Genomic DNA, 16,888 nt, shown 5'->3' on the forward strand with positions numbered 1-16,888 from the left:
CGGGCCTCTTCTGCTGTTCCGGGGCGCTCACCGCGCGCGGGGGTTCGAAACTATTCGGCGCGTACGACCCGTTCCCCGGCGGCACTGCCTCGCCCACTATTTGTCATGCCGCTGAGCAAATAGCGAGGCAAGTGGGAGCTGGAGGAGTGCCGTATGTCGTCTGCGCACGTCAGCCGTAGGACGGTCCTGGGCGGGACGGTTCTGGGCGCCGGGCTGGCCACGGTGTCGGGACCGGTGGCGGGGGCCGCCTCCGGGCCGGAGCCCGGGTCCGTGTCCGGGGCCGGTTCCGGGGAGGGGCTGCGGGTGACGGACCCGGGGTCGTACATCTCGTTCACGGGCGGGGTGTTCTCCCTGGTGGGCGCGCCGGTGGTGGTCAGCCCCGAGGATCACCCCGGAGTCGTACGGGTCGCGGGGGACCTCCGTGACGACCTCGCGCGGGTGACCGGCGTCCGTCCGGGCACGACGATCGGGCGCTTTCCGGTGCTGCTCGGCACGATCGGCCGCAGCCCGCTGATCGACGGCCTGATCCGGTCCGGCAAGCTCGATGTGACGGGCGTGCGCGGCAAGTGGGAGACCTCGCTCCAGACGGTGGTGGACCACCCGATGCCCGGCGTGGAGCGGGCGTTCGTCATCGCGGGCAGCGATCCGCGGGGCACGATCTTCGGGGCGTACGACGTCTCGTACGGCATCGGGGTCTCGCCCTGGCACTGGTGGGACGACGTACCGCCGGCCCGGCGCAAGCACGTATGGGTGAAGCCCGGCCGTTTCACCCAGGGAACCCCGGTGGTGAAGTACCGGGGCGTCTTCATCAACGACGAGAACCCGGCGCTCGGCACCTGGGCCCCGGCCTACTTCGGCCCCGGGAAGGTGCCGGGATACCCCGGAGGCTTCACCGCCGACTTCTACGCGAAGGTGTTCGAGGTCCTGCTGCGCCTGAAGGGCAACTACCTGTGGCCGGCGGTCTGGGGCCGGGCGTTCGCCGAGGACGACCCGGAGAACCACCGCAGGGCCGCCCAGTACGGGATCGTCATGGGCACCTCCCACGAGGCGCCGATGATGCGCGGTATCGAGGAGTGGAACCGGCACGCGGGCTCGGGGTCCGACCCCTACGGGGGCACGGGCGAATGGTCGTACCGGCGTAACGCGGAGGCGATCCGCGCGTACTGGCGCGCGGGCATCCAGCGCATGGTCGACGAGGGCTTCGAGGGCGTCGTCACCCTCGGCATGCGCGGCAACGGCGACACCAGTCTGCCCGACGGCGACGGCATCGAGCTGATGCAGGAGATCATCGCCGACCAGCGGCGCATCATCGAGGAGGTGACCGGGAAACCGGCCGCCGAGACGCCTCAGGTGTGGACCCTCTACAAGGAGGTCCAGCGCTACTGGGACCGGGGGCTGCGCGCCCCCGACGACGTCACCGTGGTCCTCACGGACGACAACTGGGGCAACATCCGCAAACACCCGGACGGCCCGCGCTCCGGCGGCTTCGGCCTGTACTACCACTTCGACTACGTCGGCGACGGCCGCAACTACAAGTGGGTCGACACCGCGAACCTCCGCAACGTCTGGGACCAGCTCCACCAGGCGCACGCCTACGGCAACCACGGCCTGTGGGTGGTCAACGTCGGCGACCTGAAGGGCAACGAGCTGCCGACGGAGTTCTTCCTCACCTACGCGTGGGACCCGGACCGCCTGCCCCTGGAGCGGCTCGGCGCGTGGGAGGAACGTTACGCCCGGCAGAACTTCGGCGAGGCGCAGGCGGCGGAGATCGCGTCGCTGCTGGCGGAGTACGGCCGGCTCCAGGCCCGCCGCAAGCCGGAGCTGCTGAACCGCCGGATCACCCTTTCCGGCGACCGCATCGTCTACGACGACCAGCAGACCCCGTACTACTTCGCGCACCGGGAGCTGGAGCGGGTCACCGAGGAGTGGCGCGAGCTGGGCCGCCGCGCCGAACGCGTCGAGCGCAGGCTGCCGGAGCGGCTGCGGGACGCGTGGTTCGAACTGGCCGGCTACGAGGTGACGGCGACGGCGAACCTGTACGAGCTGCGGCAGGCGGAGTTCACCAACCTGCTCTACGCGGCGCAGGGCCGGGCCGCGACGAACGACCGCGCGGCCCGGGCGGAGGCGGGACTCGACCGGGACTTCGCCCTCGCCGACCGCTTCAACTCCCGTGTGGCGAACGGCAAATGGCAGGGCTTCCAGACCCAGCCGCACATCGACTACGGCGATGTGGAACGCTACGGCCCCAACGCGGGCTGGCAGCAGCCGGAGAAGGACAACGTGGCCATACCCGACGTGCTCTTCCCGGCGGTGCGCCGCATCGAGGTGCCCGAGGCGGCGGAGCTGGGCGTGTCGGTGGACGGCGCGGAGGACAAGGGCGAGTGGTGGCCCGGCGGCGCGTCGGGGGAGGCCGCCCTGCCGCCGTTCAGCCCATACCAGACCCGGCCCCGCCAGTATGTGGAGATCTTCAACCGGGGCCGTACGCCGTTCCCCTACGAGGTCTCGGTCTCCGCGCCGTGGCTGCGGGTGGACCGCCCGCGCGGCCGGGTGGGAAAGCAGGTCCGCCTGGAGGTGGAGGTCGACTGGTCCCGGGCCCCCAAGGGGCGCGCGGAGGCGACCCTGACCGTGCGGGGCGCGGGCGTGTCGGTCCCGGTCCGCTGCGTGGCGGAGCGTCCCTCGGGCGTGCGGCCGCGGGGCTTCGTGGAGGCCGGCGGTTATGTGGCGATCGACGCCGGGCACTATGACCGGGCGGTCGGCCAGTGGCGCCGTATCGAGGGCATCGGCCGTACGGGGGCGGGGGTGACGCCGTGGCCGGTGACGTCCCCGAGCCGTACTCCGGGGGGCGGCTCCCCGCGCCTGGAGTACGAGGTGACCCTGCTCTCCGCCCCCGGCGAGGTGACGGTCTGGGCGTACCTGTCCCCGCGCAACCCGGCCCTGCCCGGGGTCTCGGGCCTGCGCTACGGCGTCTCGCTGGACGACGGCCCCATCCGGACCGTGGACATCACGGAGGGCGCGGACGACGGCGGGCTGAACAGGGTGTGGGCCCGCAACACCTCGGACAACATCAACCGCACGGCCACCCGCCACACGGTGACCTCACCGGGCGTCCACCGCCTGAAGTTCTGGATGGTCGACCCTACGGTGGTGGTCCAGCGGCTGCTGATCGACACGGGCGGCCTGCCGGAGCTGTACTTGGGGCCGCTGGAGAGTCGGCGGTTGTAAAAGGGCTGGTCGGAAAGGGTCGGCGAGGGGGCGGTTGTGGAACAGGCTGACGGGCACCAGGCGTCCCGACGCGGGTGCCGCCCCCTTGCCGGCCCCGGAGGTCCGGGCGGCCCTGCCGGCGCTCAACGGGCCGGACGTGCCGTACCGCGTGCCCGCCGCCTCGCCCGGTGAGAAGGCCGACCTGGTGGCGGAGTGCCGGGTGCCGAGGGTGGGGCTGACCCTTAAGGCGCGGATGCGTCTGATCCCCGAAAAGCGGGAGGTGCGCACGCTGGAGGAGCGGTGGGAGAAGCGGACCTCCGGCCAGGCCGAGGCGCAGTACGGCCGGGGGCACGCGCCCGCCGTGTACCGGCAGTGGGGGACGGTGTGCTCAGGCTTTGAGCAGGTCGTTCATGGCTTCGTCGAGAACGGCGCTCAGTTCTCTCAGGGCGTCCTGTGCGACGATCCGCTGGTCGGCTCGCGTGCTCATGTCGTTCGGTCGTAGAGCGGCAGGCCCCGGGTCGGGATCGTCCAGTCGGCGATCGTCACGTCCTCGCCGTAGACGAAGTCCTTCCGGGTGGCGTAGCGCGGGCCGGCCGGGGTGGGGTGGATGTCGGTGAAGACGGCGCCGGTGCCGGTGCGCGGATCGAAGACCGCGTAGACGGGGATACCCATCAGAGCGTAGTCGCGGACCTTTCCCACCCAGTCGTTGTCCGGGTTCGAGCGGGATACGATCTCGATGGCGGCCAGGACGGTACGGGGGTCGATGGAGCCTTCGGTATCGAGGTCTTCCCAGGCGATCACCATGACGTCGGGGTGCCGCAGGATGGCCTCGGGCTCGTCCTCCACGTCCGGTGTGCCGGTATGGGCCAGCAGCTCGTCCGGCATCGCCTTCTCCAGGCGACGGCTGACGTGCGCGGCCGTGACCTCGTGCGGTCCCCCCGGCGACATCATGTCGTGAACGATCCCTTCCTTGGTGATCTCGAATTTCCCCGGGAGGGCGTCATCCATCGACTGAACGACATCCCGCATGGTCCGGTACAGGTGGGAAGCGCTCTGCCGGGGGCCGTTCGGTGCGATGGTCATGGCGCCCGCTCCTCGTCTGTGCCCGGGGTCAAGGATCGTCGCTTTCATGCTAGGCGGCCTCCAGGAGAACGGTCCGGCAGTCTCGGCAGTGGCCGGGGGTGGGGGAGCGGAAGGCTCGGTCGCAGGTTTCGCATGTCTGGAGGGGGTGGCGGGTGGGTGGGGGTGGTTCGGGGGCGCGGTACGGCGGGAGGGGAGGGAGGCCCGTCGTGAGGCGGTGGGCCAGGAGGGCGGCCGGGCGGGTCAGGGGGGCCGGTGGGAGGTTGGTGGTCAGGGCCTCGCGTACCGCCGTGGGGGGCACGTCGCGTTCCAGCCAGGCCGCGACCCCGGGCGCCAGGTGTTCGGCCTCGGTGGCGGAGAGGAGCAGGCGGGGGTCCCTGCAGCGTAGGCCGGCCAGGACCTCCGTGGCCGAGCGGAGCAGCTCCGGGGAGGGGTACGCGGGCTTCGGTACCGCCGGGAGGGCCGTACGGCGGGGCTGTTGCCGACGCCGGGGTGCGGGTGGTTCCTCGGCGCGGCGGCCGGGCTGGTTGCAGGAGATCGTGCGGGTGATGATCCGGCCGCCGGGGACGCGGGTGCGTTCGCGGCGCAGGTAGCCGTGGGTCTCCAGCTCCCGCAGGGCCGCCGCGATGCGGATCGCGCCCTCGGGGAACCGCGCGGCCAGGGTCTTGATGTCGACGCGGGCGCCCGGTGGCAGCGACTGGATGTGGCACGCCAGGCCGATCGCGAGGAGCGACAACTCCTCGTGCTGGACCAGGTGGTTGCCGATCACCGTGAAGCGGGTGGTGTGGCGGGTGTGGTCGTGGACGAGTCCACCGGTGTGACGGCCCCGGTTCGGGTGGTTGTTGGCGGTAACTCGGGACTGGGTGCGCGCGGGCGCGCTAGGGTCTTCGCTATCCATCGGGAAGTTGGAGCCTTCCTCGGTGGTCAGGCCCTCGCACTGGGATCGCTACTCCCGGCGAGGGCCGACGCATGTCTGCGGTGGTGTTGCGCTGAGCGTAGGGCAGACAACCAGCCCCAAATCCAGCCAAGTTGGCGATGTTCACCCTCCTGAGTGAGTTTGCTCCGTGGGCGGGAGGGGTGGGGCTTGGCGGGGTTCTTTCACCCTGGTGTTCCTTGGGGAATTGCCGCCCGTGTCACCGGAGCACGGTCCGCCGGGTCCCGGTGGGGGAGGGTCACCTCGGCCCACACCGTCTTGCGCGGGCGACGGCCCACGGCTACGCCCCACTTGTCGGCCAGGGCCTCCACGAGGAGCAGTCCGCGCCCGGCCTCCCCGTCCTCGCTCGGGGGGCGCAGCCGGGGGAAACGGTCGTCGCGGGTGTCGGTGACCTCGATGCGGAGCGTGTGGCCGACGACGTAGATCAGGAGCTGGAAGTCCCGGCCGGGTACGGGACCGTGCGTGACAGCGTTCGCCGCCAGTTCGGCGACGATCTGCGTCACCCGCTCCACCGGCAGCCCCCACGACCGCAGATGCTGTTCGGCGAGCAGCCGGGCGAGTCGGGCACCGCGGGGTGTGGGGGACAGCCGGAGGTCGAAGGTGGGGATGTGGCCGGTGGGGTGGTTTTCAGGGGCACCCATTTCTTGGTTCACATCACAGAGCGTGGCGAAGCCTGCTTCCGTAAGGGAGTGACAACGCCTGTACGTACAGTCACTTTCTCCCGATTTGTCTCGGCTGTCTCGGCTGTCTCCGGCGTTGTACGGGTACGACTGCGCGCCGAAGGAGGAGCCATGGGTGAGGGTGTGGACGAGGCCGGTTGGGACGTCGAGCCGGGCGACGAAATCGAGCCGGTCGTTCAGGCGGTGGGCCGACTGCTCAAAGTCTGCCGGGAGTCGGCCGGGGTGAGCGTGCCCGAGCTGGCGGAAGCCCTGGGCTACGGCGAGGACATGATCCGCAAGATCGAACGCGGGGCGCGTATCCCGAGGCCGGAGTTCCTGGACAACGCGGACACGTTCCTGAAGGCGCAGGGGCATCTGCGGGCGTTCCGGGAGGACATGAGGAAGGCGCGGTACCCGAAGAAGGTACGGGAGCTGGCGGAACTGGAGGGGCGGGCAGTGGAGATGCTCCTCTACAGCAACCACAACATCCATGGCTTGTTGCAGACGCCGGAATACGCTCGGGCGCTGTTGGAGATGAGGCAGCCTGTCCGCAGTCAGGACATGGTGGAGCGGGGCATCGCCGCGCGCATGGCCCGGAAGGCTGTCTTCGAGCGTGAACCCGCCCCCACCCTCAGTTTCGTCCTAGAGCAAGTCACGCTCGAACGCCCCTACGGTGGCAGGATGGTGTTGCGCCAACAACTCGAACACTTGCTGGAAGTGGCGAAGTTGAGAAACGTGACGCTTCAGATCATGCCGACCAACTGCGAGGAAAACCCCGGCGCTTCGGGGTTGGTCGAGGTGCTGAAGTTCGCGGATGGTACGGCGATCGGGCGTTCGGACGGCGCGTTCAACGGCCGCCCGGTCTCGAGCCCCAAAGACCTCCGAATCCTCGAACTGCGCTATGGCATGATCCGGTCGCAGGCTCTCCCGCCGGGGAAGTCACGGGACTTCATCGAGAAAGCGTTGGGAAGACTATGAGCACCGTGGAACTGCACTGGTTCAAGAGCAGTTACAGCAGCAGCGCCGAGGTCGACGACTGCGTGGAGGCGGCTCTCACCTGGTCCAAGAGCAGCTACAGCGACAGCAGCAACGGACACGACTGCCTCGAAGTCGCCCCCACCCCCTCCACCATCCACATCCGCGACTCCAAGAACACCGAGGGCCCCTGCCTCACCGTCGCCCCGGCCGCCTGGGCCGACTTCCTGACGTACGCCGCGGGTCGGTGAATTCGCTTGACGATACAGAACCCCTACCCGTCGGGACATCCGTACGCCGGCCCGCCGCCCGTGCCGCAGAACATCCCGGCCAGGGACTTGCGGCCTCGGCGCGTCTGGTACCTGGTCGCCGCGCTGCTGGGGATCGTGCTGGCCGCTGTCGGGGCCGTCTTCCTGGTGGTGACGGTGAAGGACACGGTCCACTCGATCGACACGGACCGGAGCTTCTCCAACGGTGAGTCGCGGACGTTCCGCTTCGTCGAGGGGGAGACCAAGGCGGTGTACGTCTCCCAGTCCGGGCGGGCCCACGTCGAGTGCCGGATTCCGGGGATGCGGTCAGGATCGATGTCCCAGCCGGACAGCACCTTCCGCGTCACCACGGGGTCCCGCACCTGGGAGCGGGTCTTCGAGGTGAAACCCGGCAGCAGCGGCGACTACCCGCTCACCTGCACCTCGGAGGTGCCGGCCGAGTTCGCGCTGGGGGACAGGCCCCAGGTGGGGGCCACGATCGGCAGCATCGCCGCCGGGGTCGGCTGTCTGCTCGCCGCGTTCTTCGCGTCCGCGACGATCGTCGTCGTCACCGCCGTCCGGCGCAGCCGCCACCGCCGTCGGCTCATGGCCGCCTGGGCCCGGCCGCCGCAGTGGGGGCCGCCCCCGTCCGGCCCGGTCTCCTAGGAACCACCCCGTGCGTGCCGCGTCCGTTCCACAATGATCGGATGCGGGTTCGGGGACTGAAGCGGCTGGGGGCGGTTGTCTACGTCGTGCTCGTGGCGGGCTTGCTCGTCTACTTCCGGCAAGCGGAGCCGGACAGGGCGGACCAGCGGGCCAGTGTGATCGGTGTGCTGATCGCGCTCCTGGGCGTTCCTGCCGCTGTTCACACCCTGTGGCAGATGTGGCGTGGAGAACGCGCCTCCGAGCGGTCGAGCTTCCCCTTGGAAGAGGCGGCGGGACAGCTCGCGGTGGCGGTGCGCAATCAGTGGGAGGCCGAGGCCACGCTGCGGCGGGTCGACGACCCCTATCCGCTGCCGGTCGCCTGGCGGGCCGCGGATCAGGAACTGGCCGTACCGTGGTCCGAGTTGGTGGACATGGCCCGGGCCTGGCCGGGCGGGCCGCCCGGGGACCCGGCGCACTGGCCGCCGGACTCGTCAGGGCTGGGCGGTCAGGACGGCGCGATCGGGGACGTATTCGGCAACCGGGTCCCTACCCGTCGGCTGGTCGTCCTGGGCGAGCCCGGCGCGGGCAAGAGCGTGCTGCTGGTCCGGCTGTTACAGGACCTCCTGGCCCGCCGTACCGGGGACGAGCCCGTGCCGGTCCTCTTCTCGCTCGCCTCGTGGGACCCCCACGAGCCGCTGCAGAAGTGGCTGGCCGACCAGCTGCGCGGCCACTACCCCGGACTGCGCGCCACTGTCATCGGCCCCGCCGGCGGCACGGCCGGCGATCTCGCCGGGGCCCTGCTGGAGAGCGGCCGCGTCCTTCCGCTGCTGGACGGTTTCGACGAACTCCCCGAACATCTGCACTTCCTCGCCCTGGACGCCCTCAACCGGGCCTTGCCGGCCCGTCGGCCCTTGGTACTGGCCACCCGTTCCGCCGCGTACCGGGCCGTCGTCGGCGGACCTGGGCCCACGCTTCGCCTCAACGGCGCCGCCGTCATTCAGCTCCTCCCGCTGGCACCCGAACGCGCCGCGGCCTATCTGCGCCGTGACGCGGGCGGTCCGCACACCCCCGGTGCCGCCCGCTGGGACGCGGTCGTCGACCAGCTGGGTACCGACAGTCCGGTCGGACAGGCGTTGAGCACACCGCTGGGACTGTTCCTGGCCCGCACCATCTACAACCCTCGCCCCGGCACCGGCCGTGCCGATTTCGCGCCACACCCGGACGAGCTGTGCGACCGGCAGGCCTTCCCCGACCGCGCCGCTGTGGCACGACACCTGTTCCAGTCCTTCATCCCCGCGGCCTATGCTCCCGACGGGCCGCAGCCGCCCCGCTGGAGCGCCGCCCAGGCCCAGCGGGCCTTCACCTTTCTCGCCCGCTTCCAGGAAGCCCACTGTCACGGCAGCCCCGACCTGGCCTGGTGGGAACTGCGCCGAGCCGTCCCGGGGGGCGTTCCGTGCCTCGTGGGCGGGCTCGTGCTCGGCCTCGCGTGGGGGCTCGCGGGCGCGGTCGGAGATTCCTGGACGGTCAAGGTGCTGAGCGTCGTCTCAGGCGGGGCGGCGGGCGCGGTCATCGGGAGGCGGGCATACGGACGATCCGTCACCGCGTTCCTGTTCGGACTGGTCGGTGTCTTCGTCGGTGGGCTCGTGTTCGCGCTCGTCGGCGCGGGGGCGGTCTGGGTCTCGGGGGAATCCGGTGCTGTCGTGGGATGTTTCGTCGGAGTCGTACTGGGGTGCCTGATGTTCCGTCCCACCCGGCGTTCCACTGCCCCGAGCGCCGGTCGTCAGCAGCTGCGCGAGGGGCTCGTCGGCGGTTTCTGGGGGCTCGCGGTCATGGCGGTCACGGCCGCGGGCTGGGTCCTCGTCGACTACGACCTGATCGGAGTGTTCCTCGGGGGGTTCTGCGGCGGCTTCGCGGGGGAGCTCGTCGGGCGACGTGTCCGCCGGCAGGCCGGCGGTTTCGTCGTGGGGTTCGTAGGCGGAGCGGCGGGCGCGTGGCCGTTCGGTGATCGGGTCCTGGGCGGGATGCTGAGCGGGCTGGTGTGCGGCGGCCTGGCGGTCGTCGCGTACGGGACCGGGCGCGGACTCGGATCCCGCACGCCCGATCCGACCTCCAGCATCGGGGCATCCAGGCTCTTCGCCGCCGACCGACGTGCCTTCCTTGTGGTGGGCCTCGTCCTCGCAGCGGTGGCCGGAGCTGTTTTCGGGATCCTCTTCGCGACCCCGGTCGGCGACGAGTTCGGCCTGGGCTCCAGCGCGGAGGAGGCCGGTGTCCGCTTCAGGATCGTGTTGGCAGTGGTGACCGGGGCGGCGATCGCTCCCCTGCTCGGAGCGGCGGCGGCGGCCTGGCCCCACCTCGTGATCGCACGGACTTACCTGACGATGCGCCGCCACCTGCCCCGCGAACTGATGACGTTCCTGCGCGATGCCCATGAACACCGTGGTGTCCTGCGTCAGGTCGGCCCCGTCTACCAGTTCCGGCACATGGACCTGCAACGGCACCTCGCCCGACCACGCTGAGCGCGTGATCGCTACCCTGGCAGGTGCACAACACCAGCTGAAACGGGGGCAACGCTTTGTGACTGGCGCACCAGGAGAACAGGGCATAACGGGGGCGGTGCCCCAGTCCGTGGGGACGCGGCTGAACCAGCTGGCCGTTCCCGGGGGCGGCGGCGCCGCGGGCGGGCGACTGACGTCGTCGACCGCCGAGAAGCAGGCCGCCGCGAACGCGATCGAGCGGGACATCGAGGGCGACACCCGTGAGGCGGGGGCCTGGGCGGACGGCGAGACGAACGCGGTGGTGAAGGCGTTCGGCGCCAAGGACGGCGACGGCTGGCTGACGTCCAAAGCCGTTCACACGATGCACAAGACGTGGGGTGAGCAGGTCAAGAACCTGCTGACCCTGCTGTCGATGGACAAGGCCGCGCTGCGGGCCGCCGACACCACCTTGACGGGCACGGACGCCGGGGTCGGCGCGCAGGCGCGCAGGCCGTCGGTGCTCGACCAGTACTCACAGCCCCCGCGGCACTGACCTCACTCGATTCGACTCACAGGCATCGCATTCAACGGGGACCCATGCCGACGTACCACGAAGTCATGACGACCGACCTGTCCACGCTCACCACGGCGGCCGACCGCTGGGACGCGATGGCGAAGCGGTTCCACGAACAGGAGACGGCGTACGCGAAGAAGGTGCACGGCATCACCCTCGGTACGTCGTGGATGGGGTTCAGCGGTGACATCGCCCAGAAACGCCTCGGCGACACGCTGAAGGAGTTCCAGAAGGCCCAGGTGGAGGCCAAGGCCATCGCCTCGCTCCTCCGGGACGCGCACACCCGTTTCGCCGACCTGCGCAAGAAACTGGAGTCGGCCCGGGACGACGCCGTCGACCAGGGGATGAAGGTGTCGGACCAGGGTGTCGTCTCGCTCGACGAGGACAAGCTCAGCGCCCGCGACCGCCAGTTGCTCGGGACGGACACGGACTACGCGGGCAGGGTCCACAAAGCCGTCGCCTCCTGGCAGGCCCACATCGACCAGTGCGTGGAGAACGTGGGCACGGCTGACCAGGACGTCCGGTTCGCCCTCCAGACCGTGGTGGCCGACACCGACGTCACCGACGGCACGCTGAACGGATTCAACGGCAAGGCGCACGGGGACCTCGACACGTACCACGCCCCTGGAGCGGCCAAGGACGGCAAGGCCCGGACGGAGACCGACGGGTGGCAGTGGCACGGCGAGGGCAAGGGCACGGGGCCCGACGCCGGGTTCAGCGTGAGCGGTCCGAAGTACGGCAAGGAGGGAACGGCCAAGGCGTTCGCCGACCTCGACCACATCAGCGGGGAGGGAACGCTCACCAACGGCGACCTCAAGCTCGCCATGGTCGGTGACCTCGTGGTGGGTGCCAGGGCGTCGGCGTCCGGTGCCATGACCGACAAGGGCATCTCCGGGTCCGCCGAGGTGTCCGCGGGAGCACGGGCCCTCGTGGAAGGGCGGGCCGAGTACGGCTACCTCGGCGCCGGCTACCTCAGGGGCACCGGGTTCGACGGAGCCGAAGCCCAGGCGAGTGCCGGTGTGGGGCTGGAGGGCCTCAACGCCGGCGCGAAGGCGTTCGCCGGGGGCAAGGCCGGCGGCGCGGCGGGAGGCGAGGTCGCCGGAATCGGCGCCGGTGCCACGGCCGAGGGGTGGGCCGGTGCGGGCGCGGAGGCCAAGGTGACCTTCGGCAAGGGCGACGACGGTAAGTTCCATGTCGGGGCGAAGGTGGGCCTCGCGGTCGGGCTCGGCGGCTCCGTCGGCGCGGAGTTCACCGTCGACCCGGACAAGGTGGGCAAGGCCGCGGGCGATGCGGCCGACGCCCTGGGAGACGTGGTTGATTTCGCCGGTGACGCCGCGGGCTCGCTCAAGCACGGCATCACCAGCTTGTTCTGACAGGCCACCCCGTGGAAGGAACGACCCCCATGCCCTCGACCCTGCCGGTACCGATCGAATTCAGGCTGCCGGACGGCTGGCGGCCGGCGCCTCCGGACGAGGTCGGCGCTTCCACCGCCGCCTTCGTCGCGCTCCACCCCGGGCCGGACTCCGGGTTCACCGCCAACATCACCATCGACGGCGAGTTCCGGGCCGGCGGGAGGCTGACCGAGTCCGCCGACGAGTCGGTCCAGCGCTTGCAGGCAGTGGCCGGCCCGGTGGCGGTGGTGAGCCGACGCGAGACCGGCACCGAGGACGCGCCCGCCCTGACGCAGCGGCTGGCGTTCTCGGCCGTCGTGGACGGGGTACGCCGTGACCTCGTCCAGTCCCAGGTGCACCTGGGCCTCCTGGACACCGGGAATCCGCACAGGCAGGCGGTGATCCGGGCGTACCTGACCGCCACCACGACGCAGCACGACGCGGTTCTCCCGGACTTCCAGGAGTTCGTGCGCTCCATCCGCCCGGATACGGGAAGGTGATCACATGGGCCTGCGAGACCTGTTCACCGGCACCAGGCACCCCGACCGCGGCGTCCCGCCCCGGTCCGCCGACGAAGTCCGCGCCGCCCTGCTCGCCGTCGGCGGGCCGGACGCGCCGTACGTCGTGCGGGAGGGCCTCGCCGACGGGGCCGACCTGGTCGCCGAATGGCGCATCCGGGACCCCGCCTGGCACACCTTCTTCGCCCGGACCCAGGTGAGCCGGGCCTTCGAGGTCCGGATGCGCCTGGTCCCGGAGAGCCGGGAAGTGCGTGCTCTCGACCGTGAGTGGGAGGTCACCTGGGTCGGCGGGACGCCCAAGCTGGTCCTGTCGGCGGAACGGTCGCGCGGGCAGGTCAAAACCGTGTCCCGGCGCTGGACGGTCGAGCGGGGGGACGACGGCAGGATCAGGGCCACGGAGGACTTCCGCTTCGACACCGCCGAGCTGAAGACGCCCCTGCAGGAGGCGGTCCTCGGCGCGGGGTGGACCTGGCGCGGGGTGCTGTTCAGGCTCTGATCCGGTCCCGAAGTCGTCCGGGCTGAAAACCTGCGCGGTCCAGCGGAGGCGGCGGGGCCACGGGAGGAGGCGGCCGGGGCGGGGGGCGACGCGGGCCAGGGGAGTGCCCTCGGGCGCGTGGACGTCGTGGGTGTCCGGGCCCGCGGGGGTGACGGAACACAGCGGGCGGTCGTCCGGAGCGGTGTGGGTCCAGAGCGGGCGGCCGGCCGTACGGGAGGCGTAGACCCGGGCCGGCGGTGCGTTCCCGGAGCGGTGGCGGACCGTCGCGGCCGGCTCCGCGCCGGGGCCGGCCCGTACGATCTCGTACCGGAAGCCGCGGTGCGCCGCACCGGCGTCCCGGTTTGACCTACGTCACCTTCGGGGTAATCTCTTCGGCCCGATTGGCACAGGGGCCGCCCCATATGGCAGACTGTCCGAGTTGCTCGGTCGAGTGTTGATGCTGCGCGCCTCCCGCCGGGAGGACCGGAAGCGAGTCCCACAGTACTCGTCGTCCTAACTGCCCTCGGGCAGCACTGGGGCGGACGTACGGGAATCTTCCGGGAAGCGTGGGCGCGACACCGGCCAGGCGCCCGGTGGGCCCCGAGGTCCCCGGTCCGCGGTTCCGGAAGGGCCGTGTCAATCCCGCAGGGATGTTCGGACAAGGGACATTCATGTCAGCGGGAGCGCGACACGCCCGACCGCGTGGGTCGGAGGAACAAAGGGTCACCCAGAAGCAACACCGGGTTCCAGAGCGTTAGAGAGACAGGACTACTGAGTAGCCATGGCGGGACAGAAGATCCGCATCCGGCTCAAGGCCTACGACCACGAGGTCATCGACTCCTCGGCGAAGAAGATCGTCGAGACGGTGACCCGCACTGGTGCGTCGGTCGCGGGCCCGGTGCCGCTGCCCACTGAGAAGAACGTGTACTGCGTCATCAAGTCGCCGCACAAGTACAAGGACTCGCGCGAGCACTTCGAGATGCGCACGCACAAGCGCCTGATCGACATCCTCGACCCGACCCCCAAGACCGTTGACTCTCTGATGCGACTCGACCTGCCGGCCGGTGTCGACATCGAGATCAAGCTCTGAGGCTGGTGGGCTGAGAATGGCTAAGCAGATCAAGGGCATCCTGGGCGAGAAGCTCGGCATGACGCAGGTGTGGGACGAGAACAACCGTGTTGTTCCGGTCACCGTCGTCAAGGCCGGCCCCAACGTCGTGACCCAGGTTCGTACCAACGACATCGACGGCTACGAGTCGGTCCAGATCGCCTTCGGCGAGATCGACCCGCGCAAGGTGAACAAGCCCCTCAAGGGCCACTTCGCGAAGGCCGACGTCACCCCCCGTCGCCACCTCGTCGAGATCCGCACCGCGGACGCCTCCGAGTACACGCTGGGCCAGGAGATCACCGCTGCGGTGTTCGAGGCCGGCGTGAAGGTCGACGTCACCGGCAAGAGCAAGGGCAAGGGCTTCGCCGGTGTCATGAAGCGTCACAACTTCGGTGGCCTCGGCGCCGGTCACGGCACCCAGCGCAAGCACCGCTCGCCCGGTTCCATCGGTGGCTGCGCCACCCCGGGCCGTGTGTTCAAGGGCCTCCGCATGGCGGGTCGCATGGGCAACGAGCGGGTCACCACCCAGAACCTGACCGTCCACGCCGTTGACGCGGAGAAGGGTCTGCTGCTCATCAAGGGCGCGGTTCCCGGTCCGAACGGCGGCCTCGTCCTGGTCCGCACCGCGGCCAAGGGGGCCTGAGGTAACCGATGAGCACTGTTGACATCCTTTCGCCGGCGGGCGACAAGGCCGGTTCCGTCGAGCTCCCCGCGGAGATCTTCGACGCCAAGGTCAGCGTCCCGCTGATCCACCAGGTCGTCGTCGCGCAGCTGGCCGCTGCCCGCCAGGGCACGCACAAGACCAAGACCCGCGGTGAAGTCCGTGGTGGCGGCAAGAAGCCGTACCGCCAGAAGGGCACCGGCCGCGCCCGCCAGGGTTCGACCCGCGCGCCGCAGTTCGCCGGTGGTGGCGTCGTGCACGGTCCCGTGCCGCGTGACTACTCGCAGCGGACCCCGAAGAAGATGAAGGCCGCCGCCCTGCGCGGTGCCCTCACCGACCGGGCGCGTCACAACCGCATCCACGTCGTCTCCGGCGTGGTCGAGGGCCAGGTCTCCACGAAGGCCGCGAAGAGCCTGTTCGGCAAGATCTCGGAGCGCAAGAACCTGCTCCTGGTCGCCGAGCGCTCCGACGAGGCCGCGTGGCTGTCCGCCCGCAACCTGCCCCAGGTCCACATCCTGGAGCCGGGCCAGCTGAACACGTACGACGTTCTCGTCTCGGACGACGTGGTCTTCACCCAGGCCGCTTTCGAGTCCTTCGTCGCCGGCCCGAAGGCCAACGACACCGAAGGGAGCGAGGTCTGATGGCCATCCGTCACCCCGCTATCGCCTCGAAGGCCGCCAAGGCCGCCAAGGCCGCGCGCGTCGCCAAGGCGCGTCGCCACGCCACCGAGGGCAAGAACACCGTCGAGACCCCGCTGAGCAAGTCGTACACGGACCCCCGTGACGTCCTGCTGAAGCCGGTCGTCTCCGAGAAGAGCTACGCGCTCCTCGACGAGAACAAGTACACGTTCATCGTCGACCCGAACGCCAACAAGACCCAGATCAAGCAGGCCGTCCAGGCGGTCTTCGACGTCAAGGTCACCGGGGTCAACACGATCAACCGCCAGGGCAAGCGCAAGCGCACGAAGACCGGTTTCGGTCAGCGTGCCGGCAGCAAGCGCGCGATCGTGACCCTCGCCGAGGGCGACCGTATCGACATCTTCGGCGGTCCGACCGCCTAAGGGCGGTCCGGATCGTCCGATATCGGACGAGGACTGAGAAATGGGAATCCGCAAGTACAAGCCGACTACGCCGGGCCGTCGTGGCGCCAGCGTTGCCGACTTCGTCGAGGTCACGCGGTCCACGCCGGAGAAGTCGCTGGTTCGCCCGCTGCACAGCAAGGGCGGCCGTAACAACGCCGGTCGTGTGACCGTTCGCCACCAGGGTGGCGGACACAAGCGCGCCTACCGAGTGATCGACTTCCGTCGTCACGACAAGGACGGCGTGCCGGCGAAGGTCGCGCACATCGAGTACGACCCCAACCGCACCGCGCGCATCGCGCTGCTGCACTACGCCGACGGCGAGAAGCGCTACATCCTCGCCCCGCGCAACCTGCAGCAGGGCGACACCGTGGAGAACGGTCCCGGGGCCGACATCAAGCCGGGCAACAACCTGGCCCTCCGCAACATCCCGGTCGGTACCACGATCCACGCGATCGAGCTCCGTCCCGGTGGCGGTGCCAAGTTCGCCCGCTCCGCCGGTGCCTCCGTGCAGCTGCTCGCGAAGGAGGGCGCCTACGCCCACCTGCGCATGCCGTCCGGTGAGATCCGCCTGGTCGACGTCCGCTGCCGCGCCACCGTCGGCGAGGTCGGCAACGCCGAGCAGTCGAACATCAACTGGGGCAAGGCCGGCCGTAAGCGGTGGCTGGGCGTTCGCCCGACCGTCCGTGGTGTGGTCATGAACCCGGTCGACCACCCGCACGGTGGTGGTGAGGGCCGTACCTCCGGTGGTCGCCACCCTGTGTCCCCGTGGGGCAAGAAGGAAGGCCGTACTCGTTCGCCCAAGAAGGCGTCGAACAAGTACATCGTCCGCCGCCGCAAGACGAACAAGAAGCGCTAAGGACGGGT

The 16,888-nt window shown here is 70.3% G+C and carries 18 protein-coding genes; 15 read left to right on the plus strand and 3 right to left on the minus strand.

What is annotated here, in order from left to right:
- Positions 1–153: 153 nt before the first annotated feature.
- On the plus strand, positions 154–3,222 hold the full coding sequence (locus tag ABD350_RS21540; protein ID WP_344349878.1) for a glycosyl hydrolase 115 family protein: 3,069 nt from the start codon (positions 154–156) through the stop codon (positions 3,220–3,222).
- A gap of 85 nt (positions 3,223–3,307) precedes the next feature.
- Positions 3,308–3,703, plus strand: coding sequence for a hypothetical protein (locus ABD350_RS21545; RefSeq protein ID WP_344349879.1), 396 nt, complete (start codon positions 3,308–3,310; stop codon positions 3,701–3,703).
- Here ABD350_RS21545 and ABD350_RS21550 read toward each other — a convergent pair.
- The 3 genes from ABD350_RS21550 to ABD350_RS21560 all read right to left on the minus strand — a co-directional run bounded on the left by ABD350_RS21550 (position 3,685) and on the right by ABD350_RS21560 (position 5,856).
- Positions 3,685–4,284, minus strand: a complete 600-nt coding sequence (locus tag ABD350_RS21550; protein ID WP_344349880.1) for a Uma2 family endonuclease — start codon at positions 4,282–4,284, stop codon at positions 3,685–3,687. The genes ABD350_RS21545 and ABD350_RS21550 overlap by 19 nt on opposite strands.
- Before the next feature lie 49 nt (positions 4,285–4,333).
- Positions 4,334–5,179: a helix-turn-helix domain-containing protein gene (locus tag ABD350_RS21555; protein ID WP_344349881.1), complete on the minus strand. Its 846-nt coding sequence runs from the start codon at positions 5,177–5,179 to the stop codon at positions 4,334–4,336.
- 200 nt (positions 5,180–5,379) lie between these two features.
- The gene (locus tag ABD350_RS21560; protein WP_344349882.1) at positions 5,380–5,856 is read right to left on the minus strand and encodes an ATP-binding protein; all 477 of its coding nucleotides are present in this window, start codon (positions 5,854–5,856) and stop codon (positions 5,380–5,382) included.
- A gap of 150 nt (positions 5,857–6,006) precedes the next feature.
- Here ABD350_RS21560 and ABD350_RS21565 point away from each other — a divergent pair, with 150 nt between their 5' ends.
- The 13 genes from ABD350_RS21565 to rplB all read left to right on the plus strand — a co-directional run bounded on the left by ABD350_RS21565 (position 6,007) and on the right by rplB (position 16,880).
- Entirely contained in the window at positions 6,007–6,852 is an 846-nt protein-coding gene (locus ABD350_RS21565) for a helix-turn-helix domain-containing protein (RefSeq protein WP_344349883.1), read from the plus strand.
- A complete protein-coding gene (locus tag ABD350_RS21570) occupies positions 6,849–7,100 on the plus strand; it encodes a DUF397 domain-containing protein (RefSeq protein WP_344349884.1) in 252 nt (83 codons plus the stop codon). Before ABD350_RS21565 ends, ABD350_RS21570 begins: the two co-directional genes overlap by 4 nt.
- Before the next feature lie 6 nt (positions 7,101–7,106).
- Positions 7,107–7,763, plus strand: coding sequence for a serine/arginine repetitive matrix protein 2 (locus ABD350_RS21575; protein WP_344349885.1), 657 nt, complete (start codon positions 7,107–7,109; stop codon positions 7,761–7,763).
- 41 nt (positions 7,764–7,804) lie between these two features.
- Positions 7,805–10,258 carry an NACHT domain-containing protein gene (locus ABD350_RS21580; RefSeq protein WP_344349886.1) on the plus strand — a complete coding sequence of 818 codons (2,454 nt, stop codon included), beginning with the start codon at positions 7,805–7,807 and terminating at the stop codon, positions 10,256–10,258.
- Between the two features lie 97 nt (positions 10,259–10,355).
- Positions 10,356–10,769 carry a hypothetical protein gene (locus ABD350_RS21585; RefSeq protein ID WP_344349887.1) on the plus strand — a complete coding sequence of 138 codons (414 nt, stop codon included), beginning with the start codon at positions 10,356–10,358 and terminating at the stop codon, positions 10,767–10,769.
- 65 nt (positions 10,770–10,834) lie between these two features.
- Positions 10,835–12,163: a hypothetical protein gene (locus ABD350_RS21590; RefSeq protein ID WP_344349888.1), complete on the plus strand. Its 1,329-nt coding sequence runs from the start codon at positions 10,835–10,837 to the stop codon at positions 12,161–12,163.
- A gap of 29 nt (positions 12,164–12,192) precedes the next feature.
- Positions 12,193–12,681, plus strand: coding sequence for a hypothetical protein (locus tag ABD350_RS21595; RefSeq protein WP_344349889.1), 489 nt, complete (start codon positions 12,193–12,195; stop codon positions 12,679–12,681).
- Positions 12,682–12,685: 4 nt separating this feature from the next.
- Positions 12,686–13,195, plus strand: a complete 510-nt coding sequence (locus ABD350_RS21600) for a hypothetical protein (protein ID WP_344349890.1) — start codon at positions 12,686–12,688, stop codon at positions 13,193–13,195.
- A gap of 760 nt (positions 13,196–13,955) precedes the next feature.
- Entirely contained in the window at positions 13,956–14,264 is a 309-nt protein-coding gene (gene rpsJ / locus ABD350_RS21605) for a 30S ribosomal protein S10 (protein WP_003948644.1), read from the plus strand.
- Between the two features lie 16 nt (positions 14,265–14,280).
- Positions 14,281–14,925, plus strand: coding sequence for a 50S ribosomal protein L3 (gene rplC, locus ABD350_RS21610; protein ID WP_344349891.1), 645 nt, complete (start codon positions 14,281–14,283; stop codon positions 14,923–14,925).
- Between the two features lie 8 nt (positions 14,926–14,933).
- On the plus strand, positions 14,934–15,584 hold the full coding sequence (gene rplD, locus ABD350_RS21615; RefSeq protein WP_030601210.1) for a 50S ribosomal protein L4: 651 nt from the start codon (positions 14,934–14,936) through the stop codon (positions 15,582–15,584).
- Entirely contained in the window at positions 15,584–16,003 is a 420-nt protein-coding gene (gene rplW / locus ABD350_RS21620) for a 50S ribosomal protein L23 (RefSeq protein ID WP_030601206.1), read from the plus strand. The genes rplD and rplW overlap by 1 nt, the downstream gene beginning before the upstream one ends.
- A gap of 40 nt (positions 16,004–16,043) precedes the next feature.
- Positions 16,044–16,880 carry a 50S ribosomal protein L2 gene (gene rplB, locus ABD350_RS21625; protein ID WP_030601203.1) on the plus strand — a complete coding sequence of 279 codons (837 nt, stop codon included), beginning with the start codon at positions 16,044–16,046 and terminating at the stop codon, positions 16,878–16,880.
- Positions 16,881–16,888 lie beyond the last annotated feature (8 nt).

The organism is Streptomyces nogalater (genome assembly GCF_039532885.1).
In the GTDB taxonomy this organism is placed as follows: Bacteria; Actinomycetota; Actinomycetes; order Streptomycetales; family Streptomycetaceae; genus Streptomyces; species Streptomyces nogalater.